Origin of the sequence: Arthrobacter sp. AL05 (genome assembly GCF_029960715.1) — a bacterium.
Classification (GTDB): Bacteria; Actinomycetota; Actinomycetes; order Actinomycetales; family Micrococcaceae; genus Arthrobacter.
In genome coordinates, this window is sequence record NZ_JASBRC010000014.1 from 57,761 (window position 1) to 70,936 (window position 13,176).

14 protein-coding genes are annotated in these 13,176 nt (G+C 65.7%); 9 read left to right on the forward strand and 5 right to left on the reverse strand.

All coding sequences use genetic code 11. From position 1 onward, the window contains the following. Positions 1-9 precede the first annotated feature (9 nt). The gene (locus QK287_RS15560) at positions 10-1,506 is read left to right on the forward strand and encodes a threonine/serine exporter family protein (RefSeq protein ID WP_226776369.1); all 1,497 of its coding nucleotides are present in this window, start codon (positions 10-12) and stop codon (positions 1,504-1,506) included. 10 nt (positions 1,507-1,516) lie between these two features. On the opposite strand, the gene QK287_RS15565 is transcribed toward QK287_RS15560, so the two are convergent. Next, positions 1,517-2,356: a siderophore-interacting protein gene (locus QK287_RS15565; RefSeq protein WP_282360679.1), complete on the reverse strand. Its 840-nt coding sequence runs from the start codon at positions 2,354-2,356 to the stop codon at positions 1,517-1,519. Positions 2,357-2,394: 38 nt separating this feature from the next. Continuing rightward, positions 2,395-3,201 carry a uracil-DNA glycosylase gene (locus QK287_RS15570; protein ID WP_282360680.1) on the reverse strand — a complete coding sequence of 269 codons (807 nt, stop codon included), beginning with the start codon at positions 3,199-3,201 and terminating at the stop codon, positions 2,395-2,397. Positions 3,202-3,340: 139 nt separating this feature from the next. On the opposite strand from QK287_RS15570, the gene QK287_RS15575 reads away from it, so the two are divergent. The 6 genes from QK287_RS15575 (at position 3,341) to QK287_RS15600 (ending at position 9,121) form a co-directional block, all read left to right on the forward strand. Then, the gene (locus QK287_RS15575; protein WP_226776456.1) at positions 3,341-3,604 is read left to right on the forward strand and encodes a DUF3263 domain-containing protein; all 264 of its coding nucleotides are present in this window, start codon (positions 3,341-3,343) and stop codon (positions 3,602-3,604) included. An 80-nt stretch (positions 3,605-3,684) separates the two neighbouring features. After that, positions 3,685-4,305 carry a LytR C-terminal domain-containing protein gene (locus tag QK287_RS15580; protein ID WP_282360681.1) on the forward strand — a complete coding sequence of 207 codons (621 nt, stop codon included), beginning with the start codon at positions 3,685-3,687 and terminating at the stop codon, positions 4,303-4,305. Positions 4,306-4,490: 185 nt separating this feature from the next. Next, positions 4,491-4,697 carry a cold-shock protein gene (locus QK287_RS15585; protein WP_226776373.1) on the forward strand — a complete coding sequence of 69 codons (207 nt, stop codon included), beginning with the start codon at positions 4,491-4,493 and terminating at the stop codon, positions 4,695-4,697. 92 nt (positions 4,698-4,789) lie between these two features. Beyond that, positions 4,790-6,052: an ABC transporter substrate-binding protein gene (locus QK287_RS15590; protein ID WP_282360699.1), complete on the forward strand. Its 1,263-nt coding sequence runs from the start codon at positions 4,790-4,792 to the stop codon at positions 6,050-6,052. A 317-nt stretch (positions 6,053-6,369) separates the two neighbouring features. Then, positions 6,370-8,007 (forward strand): chaperonin GroEL, encoded by a 1,638-nt coding sequence (gene groL, locus QK287_RS15595; RefSeq protein WP_226776374.1) that lies wholly within the window; start codon positions 6,370-6,372, stop codon positions 8,005-8,007. A gap of 148 nt (positions 8,008-8,155) precedes the next feature. Continuing rightward, positions 8,156-9,121: a ribonuclease HI family protein gene (locus QK287_RS15600; RefSeq protein WP_282360682.1), complete on the forward strand. Its 966-nt coding sequence runs from the start codon at positions 8,156-8,158 to the stop codon at positions 9,119-9,121. Between the two features lie 43 nt (positions 9,122-9,164). Here QK287_RS15600 and QK287_RS15605 read toward each other — a convergent pair whose 3' ends face one another. From QK287_RS15605 to QK287_RS15615, 3 genes are all read right to left on the reverse strand, one after another. Beyond that, entirely contained in the window at positions 9,165-9,452 is a 288-nt protein-coding gene (locus QK287_RS15605) for a WXG100 family type VII secretion target (RefSeq protein WP_226776376.1), read from the reverse strand. A gap of 123 nt (positions 9,453-9,575) precedes the next feature. Continuing rightward, complete coding sequence (locus QK287_RS15610) at positions 9,576-11,081, reverse strand: ATP-binding protein (RefSeq protein WP_282360700.1); 1,506 nt, start codon at positions 11,079-11,081, stop codon at positions 9,576-9,578. A 5-nt stretch (positions 11,082-11,086) separates the two neighbouring features. Then, a complete protein-coding gene (locus tag QK287_RS15615; RefSeq protein ID WP_226776377.1) occupies positions 11,087-11,797 on the reverse strand; it encodes a response regulator transcription factor in 711 nt (236 codons plus the stop codon). Between the two features lie 213 nt (positions 11,798-12,010). Here QK287_RS15615 and QK287_RS15620 point away from each other — a divergent pair, with 213 nt between their 5' ends. Then, positions 12,011-12,271 (forward strand): hypothetical protein, encoded by a 261-nt coding sequence (locus QK287_RS15620; RefSeq protein WP_226776378.1) that lies wholly within the window; start codon positions 12,011-12,013, stop codon positions 12,269-12,271. A gap of 2 nt (positions 12,272-12,273) precedes the next feature. Continuing rightward, positions 12,274-13,149, forward strand: a complete 876-nt coding sequence (locus QK287_RS15625; protein ID WP_226776379.1) for an FHA domain-containing protein — start codon at positions 12,274-12,276, stop codon at positions 13,147-13,149. Positions 13,150-13,176 lie beyond the last annotated feature (27 nt).

Consider the following 13,176-nt stretch of genomic DNA (forward strand, 5'->3'; position numbering starts at 1 on the left):
GACGCCGGAATGACCCAGGAACCCGCCGGCCGCCGTCGGCCGCACACCGACGGATTGCCCAGGACCGAGCCGCTCTCGCCCACGCAAGTGCGCCAGAATGCCGCGGCCAAGCGGATGCTGCGCAGACTTGTCCAGGGGGAGAACCCGCCGACCGCTCCCATGAGCATCGTGGACCGCCTCGCCGGCAGCCCCTACGCCAACCCGATGATTCAGGTGGGCGGGGTGGACGCGTCGGCCCGCAAGACCATCGACTTCGCGCTGCACCTGGCCGAATCGATGTTCCGGTACGGTGCCGGCGCCCTCGAAGTTGAAACCAGCATTATCGCCGTCACGGCTGCGCTGGGCCTCAAAAACATCGAAGTGGACATCACCAACCAGTCCGTGGCCATCAACTATGCGCCCAAGGAACAGACTCCGATTACGTTGCTGCGTGTGGTGCGGTCCTGGACGAACAACTACGCCGGGCTCTCCCAGGTGCACCAGCTAGTCACCGAACTCGTAGCCGGCGGTGTGGGCCGTGACGAGGCCGTGCGACGGCTGGAAGAGATCACCCGCAGCGCCAAACCCTTCCCCCGCTGGATGGTCACGGTGGCGTTCGGGGTCTTCGCTGCCGTTTTCGTCGGGGTCCTGGGCGGCGGAATCGGCGGCTCAGTGGTGGCCTTTGCCTCGAACCTGATGGTCAGTTTGCTGGCCCGGCAGCTGAGCCGCTGGCGGACGCCGGATTTCTTTATCACGGCGGCGTGTTCGTTCCTGGTCACCTTTATGGCCCTGCTCCTGGGGCGCTTCGGCGGCTTGGCGGGAATCCAGATCGCCCCCGAGATTGTGGTGGTGGGCGGCATCCTGCTGCTTTTGCCGACCGGACGGCTGGTCTCCTCGGTGCAGGACGCGATCAATGGCTTTCCGGTCACGGCCGCCGGCCGTTTCCTCTCCACAGTGCTGACCTTCGGCGCCCTGGTCGCCGGCCTCGCTGTGGGTTTTGTGGTGGGGGACAGGACGGGGATGGAATCCATCGACGTCACCAAAACATTCCCGCCGGCGTATGAGCTGTGGGTAGTGGTCATTCTGATCGCCATCGCGGTGCTGATGATCGGCATCACCGAACAGACCAGCCCGAGCCTGCTGCTGCCGACGGCGGCCGTCGGCGTTGTGGGGTACCTGATCCTGAATGGCGGAGAGGCATTAGGCATCGGATCGCGCTTTTCGCCCGCACTGGCCGCTGTTGTTATCGGACTGCTGGCCCGTGTAGTGGCGCTGCGGATGGGCGCCCCGCAGTTGGTGGTGGCGGTGCCAGCCGCGCTGATTCTCCTGCCCGGCCTCACCATATTCCGGTCCATGTATGTATTAACGATTGAGACGTCGGAGATCCTGCTGGGTGCCGGGGGCATGCTTAATGCCGGGGCAATCGTTTTCGGGGTGGCGGCCGGCATCGTACTCGGCGACACGCTGGCCCGTCCGCTGACCCGCAGCCTGGCGAGCAACGAACGACGCCGGGCGCGGCGCCGTTAGATCCTGCGCGCTAGATCTTACCGATGAGGAGCTTCTTCTCGGCCTGGAAGTCGTCCTCCACCCTGCCCTTCGCCCAGTAGCCGGACAGCGAAACCTGGGAACGCTCCAGCCCGCGCTCGGCGTAGAACACGTCCCGCAGGCTCTTCATGGCGCCGCGTTCGCCATGCGCAAAGACCTGGACCCTGCCGGCTGGCCAGCTCGCAGCACTGATCGCGGCAGGCAGTAGTTCGCTGGCCCCGGCCGGCACGCTGCTGCGCAGCAGCCAGCGCAGCTCCAGACCGGCGGGCGCCCTAATGGCCTGAATGTCGGCGTCGCTGTCCACCTCCAGAAAGGCCAGGCCGCGGGCTTCGGCCGGCAACGATTCGATCGAGGCCCCGATGGCCGGCAACGCGGATTCGTCGCCGGCGAACAGGAACCAGTCCGCGGCCGGGTCCGGGTTGTAGCCGCCGCCCGGCCCGGTGAATATCAGGGCGTCACCGGGCCGGGCGGATGCCGCCCACGGACCGGCGAGGCCTTCGTCACCGTGGATCACGAAGTCGATGGCGAGTTCCCCGGCCGCCGAGTCGACCCAGCGGACCGTGTAGGTCCTGGTGTGCGGCCACTGATCGCGCGGCATCGTTGCCCGGATCTCCCACAGGTCAAGCGGTTGCGGGTAATCGATGCCGGGCTGCGGAAACACGATCTTGACGTAGCGGTCCGTATAGGAGTTGTTCTCGTAGCCGGCAAATCCGGGCCCGCCGGCAATGATCCGCACCATGTGGGGGGAGAGCTCTTCACGGCGCAGGACGGTGAGGTTGGTCTGCGGACGGGATTTGCGGGTGGCCGAGGTGGCGGCGGGGACTGAGGTCATGGGGCTAAGCCTAGCCAAAGCCGCTGGCGGAAACCTGGCTAGGGAGCCGGCCCGGGCAGCGGAGGCAGTTCCCATTCCACAGTTGCGCCGCCTTGTTCGCGGAGCAGCGTGTTGGCGCGGCTAAAGGGCCGGGAGCCGAAGAATCCCCGTGACGCCGAGAGCGGACTCGGGTGGGCGCTGGCGATCACGGGCGTGGAAGACAGCAGCGGGCGGACAGCCTCGGCGTGCCTGCCCCAGAGGATTGCCACCAGCGGGGCGGGTGCGCCGCCGGCTGTTGTGCGCTTGGCGACGGCGGTGATTGCCGCCGCTGTAATGGCTTCCCAACCCTTGTTCCGGTGCGAGCCAGCCGCCCCGGCCCGGACGCTGAGGACCCTGTTGAGCAGCAGCACCCCTTGATCGGACCAAGGGCCGAGGTCACCGTGGATCCGCGCGGGCAGCCCCAGATCGGCGTGAAGCTCCTTGTAGATGTTGGCCAGACTGCGGGGGATGGGCCGAGTGGCGCCGTCGACGGCGAAGGACAGCCCAACGGCATGGCCCGGCGTCGGATACGGGTCCTGGCCCAGAATCAGCACCCGGACTTCCGCCAGAGGCTGCCGGAAGGCCCGCAGCACCTTTGACGGAGCCGGCAAGACGTTGTGACCGCCGGAAGACTCCCGGCCCAGGTAGGCCAGGACGTCCCGCAATTGCCCCTCGACCGGGGCCAGGGCCTCAGCCCAGTCGTCGGCGACGAGCTCATCCAGGGGCAGGCGGGCCAACTCACTAAAACCCGCGGCCTGGCCCGCTGTGGGCTCCAGCTCGAAAAGGGCATCGGAGGAAGGGAAGTCGGAGTCATGCACAGAGCCCATTCTTGCAGGCCGGCAAATGACAAGGGTGTTATTCGCCCGTAGCATGGGGGGATACTTTTCATCGGATCCAGCCAGGGAGCGTGTCGTGGCCGAACAAGCACAAGAGCACCTTTCGAGGGCAGAATCTCCTGTCGCCGGGATCAACCCGGAGTCGCCGCTGAGCAGCCGGGACCAGCAAATGCTGGCGTTGGAACGGCAGTGGTGGAAATACGCCGGCGCCAAAGAACAAGCCATCCGCGAACTCTTCGATCTGTCCGCCACCCACTATTATCAGATCCTCAACGCCCTTATCGACACCGAGGATGCACTGGCCCATGATCCGATGTTGGTGAAGAGACTGCGTAGACTACGTACGTCACGCCAACGTGCGCGCACTGCCCGCCGCTTGGGCTCAGACGCGTAAATCACTGCCGGATGCGCACATTGCTGCGCGCCAGCAAGCGCGGCCGGTTCGTCAGAAATCAGCAAGGACATCGTTCTACCATGACCAAATACGCTCGGGATGAATTCGATCGGGTCCCGGAGACCTCCGCACGCCAAGGTGTCCACCGGACGGTCGCCGAATCACGCCACCGCCGCCGCCTGGGCCCGATCCTGGGCGCCGGCGCCGCGGCCTTGGCCATTGGCCTCGTCGCGTTCATTTTTCTGCCGAAAATCGGCTTCTCCTCCGCTGCCGACAGCACGCAGGCAGCAGTCGGGCAGAGCGGCAGCAGCGCCGCTGCATCTGCCGTCCCTGCCGCCACTGCTGCCTCCAGCGAAGCCCCTTCCAGCCCGCCGGCCAGCGAGTCGCCGGCTGCGACTCCCGCAGCCACCACCCCGGCCGCAGCCATCGACAAAACCCAGCCCGTGGCCATCTTCAACGGCACCGCCACGGCAGGGCTGGCGAACCGGGTGGGCGGAACCGTTTCCACCGCCGGCTGGACTGTCGGCGCGCTCGGAAACTGGGGCGGATTGCCGCAGCAGCGCTCGGTGGTCTTCTACAACGGGGTCGGGCAGAAGGACAATGCCGAGGCCCTTGGCCAACTCCTGGGCATCCCGAGCGTGGTGGATTCCGCCGAATTCCAGCTGCCACTCGTTGTTGTCCTGGCGCCCGGATTCGCGTAACCCGTTCCGATTGCGCCTTAGATAGCTGTTCCGATTACGCCTAAATAACTATTGACCGGCAGCGACGCCTCCGGGCTGCGCGGCAGCATAAAGCTGCGGGTACAGTACTTGCGGACTTAGTTTTTAGCACTCCGCGGCCCGGCGGATGCTGGGGCGCCCGCTGGGCAACTGAAAGTGTGGACACCATGGCATTGGGAACCGTCAAGTGGTTTAACGCCGAAAAGGGCTACGGCTTTATCACCGTAGACAGCTCCGGCGCAGACGTCTTTGTGCACTGGTCTGCCGTTGCGGGGGACGGCCAACGTTCCCTGGCGGAGGGCCAGCGTGTGGAGCTCGAAGTCGGCGAGGGCGAGAAGGGCCCGCAGGCCGAAAGCGTCAGGCCCGCCCCGTGACGGACACCGCACCGCAGGCGTCCAGCGGCCCAGGCCACGACGTGTCCGCTCGACGGGCCGACGCCGGCACTGTCGCCCGCCGGCTGGCCACGCTGCGGCTGGGACGAGCGGCCGTGGTGGCTGCTGTGGCCGCGTTGACCACCACCGCCTGCCTGGGCCCGGCCGGGGGCGCCCGCGTTGAACCGGCAGAAGCGAGCGGTGACGGCACCCTGCGCATCGGGTTGATCCTGGACAATACCGGGGCGCAGAATTTCCTTAATGCCCCCCAACTGGCGGCGGCGCAACTGGCCGTCAGGGAGATCAATGCCGCCGGCGGGCACAAGGGCAAACCGGTGGAACTGCTGCCGGCAACAATCAGTGGTGACACGGCAGCGCAGGCCAAGGCGCTGGTGGCCGCCAAAGCCGACGTAGTTATCGGTCCAACGGATTCCAGCAGGGCGCCGGCCGCCATCGATGTCCTGTCCGCTGCCAGGATTGCCGTGATTTCACCAGCAAATTCCGCCAGCGGCCTCAGCAGTTATCCAAGTAAGGGCTTCTATTTCCGGACTTCGGCGGCCGACATCGCACAGGCACCCGTCCTCGTTAAGCTCGCCAAGGACGGTGGCGCCGCAACCATCGGAATGGTGTACGAAGAAGGCAGCTACGGAAAGGACGTAGCCAACGCCGTGGCAGCCGCGGCCAAGGCGTCCGGCCTCGGGACCGTCGCCGTCGTCGGGTTCGCCCCGGGACAGGCGCAGCAGGCGGCGGCTGCCGTCAAGGCCGCGGATCCAGATGCCGTCGTGCTGATTTCGCGCGCAGCTGCCCAAGGCGCCATCGCCGAGCTGAACAACGCCGGAGTTGCCGGAAAGAAGCTCATCCTCGCCGACGGGGCTGTCAACCAGTACGGTTCAGGACTCGGCTCCAGCGCCCTCGACGGTGCCCGCGGGATCCTGCCGGGAACTTTTGCCTCCGCAAAATTCCAGGGCGAGCTGGTCTCCGTGGATCCCGGGCTGAAGGACATGGCGTTTGCCGCGGAGGCTTACGACGCCGTGAACCTCGCCGCCATCGCCGCAGCAGCGGCGCAGGATGACGCCGGCACCTCCATCGCGGCCGGTCTCGTGGCGGTCTCAGGCGGCAGCGCCGTCACGTCCGGCGGCACCGGGCCATCGGGCGCGGCCGACGTGTGCAAGAGCTACCAGGAATGCCTTGACACGCTGCGGGCCGGCAAGCGTCCCGACTACGACGGCCAATCCGGGCGGATCACTTTCGATGCCCACGGTGACGTCAGCTCCGCAAACTACGTTCTCTACACCTACGGACCGGACAACACGGCAACCATGAGCGGCAGCGAAACGGCGGGCAGCAGCGGGAAGTGATCGCCCGTAGCGTATTGCGTCGTTGCGGAACGGTGCCAGTTGGCCGACAGCAGCTTTTCGGCGAGCCTACTGCTTGCACTCTCCCCGGGGGAGTGCTAATTATTGAGTTAGCACTCCTGCGCATTGACTGCTAAAACGACGCCCGGTTCGCCCGGCTGCGGAGTTGAGGCAGCCGGGCCGGGAGCGAGAGAAATACCTGGTTGGGGTGAGATCCCTGGCCTGGCGGCATACAGAGGCCGCCGGGCAAGGATCGTCCGTCGCGGGCACCGCAGCATAGGTTCATTCTTAACGACTGTCCCGAAAGGACTACTGCCGTTATGGCCAAGATCATTGCATTTGATGAAGAGGCACGCCGCGGCCTTGAGCGGGGCCTGAACATCCTCGCCGACGCCGTCAAGGTCACCCTCGGCCCGCGTGGACGCAACGTCGTCCTCGAAAAGAAGTGGGGCGCCCCCACGATCACCAACGATGGTGTTTCCATCGCCAAGGAGATCGAGCTGGACGATCCTTACGAAAAGATCGGCGCCGAGCTGGTCAAGGAAGTTGCCAAGAAGACGGATGACGTCGCTGGCGACGGAACCACCACCGCTACCGTGCTGGCTCAGGCCCTGGTCAAGGAAGGCCTGCGCAACGTCGCGGCCGGAGCTGATCCCCTGTCCCTCAAGCGCGGCATCGAAAAGGCTGTTGAAGCCGTCACCCGCGAGCTCCTGGCCTCCGCCAAGGAAATCGAAACCAAGGAAGAGATTGCCGCCACCGCGTCCATCTCTGCCGGTGACAACGAGATTGGCGCCCTGATTGCCGAGGCCCTGGATAAGGTCGGCAAGGAAGGTGTCATCACCGTCGAGGAGTCGAACACCTTCGGCCTGGAGCTGGAGCTCACCGAAGGCATGCGCTTTGATAAGGGCTACATCTCCGCTTACTTCGTCACCGACGCTGAGCGCCAGGAAACGGTCCTCGAGGATCCCTACATCCTGATCGTCAACTCCAAGATCTCCAACGTCAAGGAACTGGTTGCTGTCCTCGAAAAGGTCATGCAGTCCTCCAAGCCGCTGCTGATCATTGCCGAAGACATCGAGGGCGAGGCCCTGGCCACCCTGATCGTCAACAAGATCCGTGGCACCTTCAAGTCCGTTGCCGTCAAGGCTCCCGGCTTCGGTGACCGCCGCAAGGCGCAGCTTGCCGATATCGCCATCCTCACCGGCGGCCAGGTCATCTCCGAGGAAGTCGGCCTCAAGCTTGAGACCGCCGGACTCGAACTCCTGGGCCGCGCCCGCAAGGTCACTGTGACCAAGGACGAGACCACCATCGTCGAGGGGGCAGGCGACGCCGACCAGATCGCCGGCCGCGTCTCCCAGATCCGTTCCGAGATCGAGAACTCCGATTCGGACTACGACCGCGAGAAGCTGCAGGAGCGGCTGGCCAAGCTGGCCGGCGGCGTTGCAGTCATCAAGGCCGGTGCCGCAACCGAGGTCGAGCTCAAGGAACGCAAGCACCGCATCGAAGACGCTGTCCGCAACGCGAAGGCTGCTGTTGAAGAGGGCATCGTCGCCGGCGGTGGTGTTGCCCTGATCCAGGCCGGCCTCAAGGCTTTCGCCAACCTGAACCTCACGGGTGACGAAGCAACCGGCGCGAACATCGTCCGCGTTGCCATCGACGCTCCGCTGAAGCAGATCGCCTTCAACGCCGGCCTCGAGCCCGGCGTTGTGGTCGACAAGGTCCGCGGCCTGCCCGCAGGCCACGGCCTGAACGCTGCAACCGGCGAATACGTCGACCTGCTGGCTGCCGGCATCAACGACCCGGTCAAGGTCACCCGCTCTGCACTGCAGAACGCGGCATCCATTGCCGGCCTGTTCCTCACCACCGAGGCCGTTGTGGCCGACAAGCCGGAGAAGAACGCTCCGGCCATGGGTGGCGGCGACGACATGGGCGGCATGGGCGGCATGGGCGGTTTCTAACCAACCGGCTGCCGGGGCCGGAACCTCGGCCCTGAAATGTGCGTAGCACGACGGCGGTCCCTCCTTCGGGCGGGGCCGCCGTCGGCGTAAGTGCCCAACCACCCCAGCGGGGGCGCCGACGCCGGTGCGGGTCTGGCAGGATGGTGCAGTGACAATTACAGCAGCAGCCGACGGTTCGGCTTTAGGAAATCCCGGCCCGGCCGGGTGGGCCTGGTACGTGGACGATGACTGCTGGCGGGCCGGGGGATGGCCGCACGGCACCAACAACATGGGCGAGCTTATGGCAGTGCTGGACCTGGTGCGCTCGACCGCGCATCTGTCCGGCGAGGATCTGCACATCCTCTGCGACAGCCAGTACGTCATCAATTCCGTCACCAAGTGGATGCCAGGATGGAAGCGCAAGGGCTGGCGCAAAGCCGACGGCAAGCCGGTGATGAATGTGGAGTTGCTCAAGGAAATTGACCAGGCCCTGGTGGGCCGCAAGTACACCTTCGAATGGGTGCGCGGCCACGCCGGGCATGATCTTAACGAGGCGGCGGATGACCGGGCCCGGGCCGCTGCGACGGCCTACCAGCAGGGTGTTGCAGTCCGTCAGGGTCCCGGGTTCGGTTCCGAGAACACCGCAGCCGCAGCGCCGCCCACAACCGGGCGGACGGTGCCCCAATCGGCGGCGGCCCGCCAGCAGCGGATTCTCGCTGAGGCGTCCGTTTTTGACGAACCGGACCTCTTCAGCGAGCTCGACGGGGACGCAATGCCCGCACCCGGCATTGACGCGAGCCCGGAAGCGATCGTCGAGGCACTCGAACGCGAGTTGCTGCGCCCGGACACACGCGCCGACGTCGGACGCACGGGAGTGCTGCTGCACCCGGACTACACGGAGATTGGCAGCTCGGGCCGGATCTGGACGCGGGACGCCGTGATGATGTCCCTCCAAGAGCGCCCCGATGGCGCCGTCGAGATGGAGGTACTGGGAGCAGACCGGGTGGGAGAGCACACAGTCCTGTTGACGTACCGCAGCCACACCCGGGCCGCAGCAGCCCTGCGCAGCTCCCTGTGGGTCCAGGACGGGGCGCAATGGCGTCTGCGCTTCCACCAGGGCACTCCCGAAGCCTGAACCCGCGCAAGGGGCTGAAGCCCGCTCTGACGGGCACGGCCGGTCAACTGAAACGTTGGGTGTTGTTCAGCTCGGCTTGGGCGTAGCTCGCTGCGGCGGAGTTCAGTGCCAGGTTGATGGAGGCCAGCGACGCCTCGACTTTTCCCTGCGTGAGGGTCCACTCGGACACCAAGACCTGGAAGTTGGTGGCCGCCGCGCCGCGCCAGGTAGCCTGCAGCTCATCGAGCCCGCTTTTCATTGCCTGTACGTCGGCGCTGATCCGGTCGACCGTGGCTTTGACGGTTGCCGACTTGAGCTCGAGGAGTTCAGTATCGACGGAGATAATGCTCATGGGATGACCTCTCTGCAGTGGATGCTCCGGGATATCCGGTCACCCCGAGCCTAGGAAATCCATCAGGTCCCCGGAAGCGGGTGGCCCGCTTATGTGGATAAGGCCGCAACGATCGCGAAAAGCCTAGTTCCCGGAACCGCCACCGGAGGAGGCCGTTTCACCGGCGGCCGTGCGGTCGGCCGAACCGTCGTCCGCCGCCACCCCGTCCAGATACGGCAGGCTGACCACCAGGTTTGCCCCGCCGCCGTCGGTCTTCGCGGCCCTGACCGTGCCGGCATGCGAGCCGACAATGGCCGCGACAATAGCCAGTCCCAGGCCGCTGCCACCGGTCTCCCGCGTTCGGGAAGTGTCCGCCCGGTAAAACCGCTCAAAGATCCTCGCGGCTTCCTCGTCGGGAACCCCCGGGCCGTGGTCGCGGACCTCGATCACGGACTGCCGGCTGCCGTCAGCGGCGGTCCGTACGCCGACGGCAAGTTCGATCGGCGTTCCCTCGGGCGTGTAGCGCAGGGCGTTGCCCACCAGATTCCCCACGACCTGCCGCAATTTAGCCTCGTCGCCGATGACCGGCGCCGGTGCCGGCGGACGGCCCTCGAGCCCGGCCAGTGAGATGGTGCGTCCGCGGTCGCTCGCCTGGGTGTCAACAACGGAGTCATTGGCGATCAGCAGCAGATCGGCAGGCTTCTGCTGCAACGGGCGCTGCTCGTCGATCCTGGCGAGCAGCAGCAGGTCCTCCACCATGGACCCCATCCGCTTGGCTTCGCTTTCGATTCGTCCCATAGCCGTCGCCACGTCCGCCGGTGTGGCGAGGGCGCCTTGCCGGTACAGCTCGGAGAAGCCGCGGATCGTTACGAGGGGGGTGCGCAGTTCATGGGAGGCGTCGGCGGCGAAGCGGCGCATCTTTGCTTCCGAGGCCATCCGGTCGGCGAAGGCAGTTTCAATGTGGGCCAGCATGGCGTTAAGGGAGGTGCCGAGCCGGCCCACCTCAGTGTGGGGCGTGTCGACGTCGACACGCCGGGAGAGATCGCCGGCCGCAATGGCTGCAGCCGTTTTTTCGACCCGGGCCAGCGGCCGGAAGGACCGGGAGATGCTCCACGTGGCGATGAAAAAGGCCAGGATAAGGGTCAGCAGCCCGACGCCGACGACCACCAGCACCGCGTGTTCCATCACGGAATCGACCGGCCACAAGGGCAGGCCGATGACAACGACGGAGGTTCGCTCGTTGCTGTCGACGACGTTGAGGGCGACCACCCGCCAGTTGTGCCCGTCCGTTCCGCGGACCTGGAACGGGACCTGCTGGAGACCGACAACATCTGCGGGGCTGATACCGGTGATTTCCGGGTGTATTTCCTTGTCTCCGCCGAACGGCACAGGCTTCTGTCCCGGCGCGAACAGCATCAGCGAGTAGTCGGTAGGGATGTTCTGGTTCTGGTCCTGCAGCTGGCTAAAGGACTGTTGCTGCCGGACCGAGGCGACGGCGGCCCGGAGCTTGTCATCGACCTGCCCCTGGAGGTAGCTGTGCAGCAGGGTCAGGGTTCCTGCGCCGGTGGCAGTGAGGGCCACCAGCATCAGGGCGGTCATGATGGCGACCAGCTGTGACCTCAGCGATGCCGACTTCCAACGGTCGAGCAACAAGGTCAGCGCTTCTCGGCCGTCCGCAGCACGTAGCCCACACCCCGTTTGGTCTGGATGAGGGCCGGCGCGTCGGGATCGATGTCCACCTTGCGGCGCAGGTAGGAGATGTAAGACTCAACGATCGAGGCGTCTCCGTTGAAGTCGTATTCCCAAACGTGGTCCAGGATCTGGGCCTTGGACAGCACCCGGTTGGGGTTGAGCATGAGGTACCGCAGGAGCTTGAATTCGGTGGGGGACAACTCGATCACCGTCCCGCCGCGGCGGACTTCGTGGGCGTCGTCGTCGAGCTCCAGGTCGTCGACGCGGATCACCGCATCGTCATCCTGCAGGGGCTGCGTGCGGCGAAGAACAGCACGGATCCGTGCCACGACCTCGTCGAGGCTGAACGGTTTGGTGACATAGTCGTCGCCGCCCACCGTCAGCCCCATGACCTTGTCTTCGGTGTCGTCCTTGGCGGTCAGAAAAAGGACGGGAAAGTGCTTTCCTGCCGCGCGTAGCCGCCTGGTGACGGTAAAGCCGTCCATATCGGGCAGCATCACGTCCAGGACCGCCAGGTCCGGGGCATGGAGTTCCGCGGCCGCCAGGGCCTCGCGGCCGTTGGACGCCGAGACGACTTCAAAGCCGGCAAAGCGCAGCGAGGTAGAGAGCAGCTCGCGGATGTTTGGTTCATCATCGACGACGAGCAGCTTGGCTTCGGGACCGTTCTTTTTCATGGTTCCCATGATCCTCCCAGAATCTGGGAGTTTTCTGAATGATGAATGTGTGTTGAGTGTGTACGGGGGCCGCCGGCGGCAGGCGCGGACACGGTCGGAGTGTCAGTCCGCTGGGCAATACCATTCCCCTGTAAGGGCACCGACAGTAGAGTGACCTTATCGAAAACACTCTGCCGCGGCGGCTTGGGCGGTACTCAATGAAGAGGACACAAAGTGACGACTGAGAGCAACCCATTGGACAGCGCCGGACCTGCGGACCGGAGTATCCGCGACTGGGCGGATCTAGCCGAGGAGATGTGGTCGTATCTGACCGGCAAAGGCGCTGCCATCAACTACAACTTCATTGATATGTCCATCGAAGTTCCCCGCGACATCGGCCCGGACGCGCCGCGAGCCACCTGGAAGCTGAACGGAAGCCTTCGAGTGACCACCAGCGATAAGGACGCTTTGGGTTCCGACGAGAACAGGAGCTGACCATGGCCCCGCGCTTCCGGGCCGACATCAATCTGGACTTTTCCCTCCAGGACGCAACCGGGGAACAGGCTCGCGGATCGGTGACGGCGGCCGGCAGCGAAGTGGTTGTCGCCCTGGACGGCATGGATGCCCTCCTGTCGCAGCGGATGCCTTCGCTCGGCGACATCAGGCCTTTGGCCAAAACGTTGTCAGAGCAGGGCCTGACGGTGATTGTCGAGGGGCCCCAGGGCAGAATCATCAGCCTCGGAGCCCTCGACGTGCCGGCCTCGCAGCGTGTGATCACCAGGTCACCCCACATCAAGCTGGGAAAGCTGGGAGCACTGGCGCCGCTGCTGAAACGGGGCCGGCGTGCGCCGGCCCGCAAGTTTTCGCTGCTTCCCCCCGGGACCCTGTTCCCGCTGCTGCCGACCGTCAAGCGCAGGATTGCCCGCCGCATTACCACCACCCACTACACCCGCGGCGGCGGACAGCCCCGGCTGATCTTTGTGCAGGACGCGCAGGCCTGGAACGGCCAGGTACCCCGGGTATTTAGCCTTGCTGCGGACCGGGTGCGCATCGGCAGTGACGAATCCGCCGAACTGCAGCTTCCCGGACTCGACGGCGTGCATGCGGAAATAGTCCACAATGACCAGGACGAATACGTCCTGGTCCGGCACGGCAAAGTCACCGGAAGCTTCGGTCCGGGATCTTCCTCGGTGCTGCGCACCGGCGCCCGCCTCCAAATGGGTCAGTGGTGTCTGGCGTTCTTCCGGGAAGAATTTGCTGATCACGGGCGCCCCTTCGGCGGCCGCAGCGGCGGCGAGTTCGCCTACCAGCGTCCCCAGCGGGACCCGCGTACCGGCGCCCTGGAACGGGACGGGTCTACGTACACCCGATAGCCCGGGTACCGCCCCGGCACGGGGCGG

Excerpts from the sequence above, each read along its gene's own strand:
- QK287_RS15560 (WP_226776369.1), top strand. The coding sequence starts at position 10 with ATGACCCAGGAACCCGCCGGCCGCCGTCGGCCGCACACCGACGGATTG.
- QK287_RS15565 (WP_282360679.1), bottom strand. The coding sequence starts at position 2,356 with ATGACCTCAGTCCCCGCCGCCACCTCGGCCACCCGCAAATCCCGTCCG.
- QK287_RS15570 (WP_282360680.1), bottom strand. The coding sequence starts at position 3,201 with ATGGGCTCTGTGCATGACTCCGACTTCCCTTCCTCCGATGCCCTTTTC.
- QK287_RS15580 (WP_282360681.1), top strand. The coding sequence starts at position 3,685 with ATGACCAAATACGCTCGGGATGAATTCGATCGGGTCCCGGAGACCTCC.
- QK287_RS15585 (WP_226776373.1), top strand. The coding sequence starts at position 4,491 with ATGGCATTGGGAACCGTCAAGTGGTTTAACGCCGAAAAGGGCTACGGC.
- groL (WP_226776374.1), top strand. The coding sequence starts at position 6,370 with ATGGCCAAGATCATTGCATTTGATGAAGAGGCACGCCGCGGCCTTGAG.
- QK287_RS15605 (WP_226776376.1), bottom strand. The coding sequence starts at position 9,452 with ATGAGCATTATCTCCGTCGATACTGAACTCCTCGAGCTCAAGTCGGCA.
- QK287_RS15615 (WP_226776377.1), bottom strand. The coding sequence starts at position 11,797 with ATGAAAAAGAACGGTCCCGAAGCCAAGCTGCTCGTCGTCGATGATGAA.
- QK287_RS15625 (WP_226776379.1), top strand. The coding sequence starts at position 12,274 with ATGGCCCCGCGCTTCCGGGCCGACATCAATCTGGACTTTTCCCTCCAG.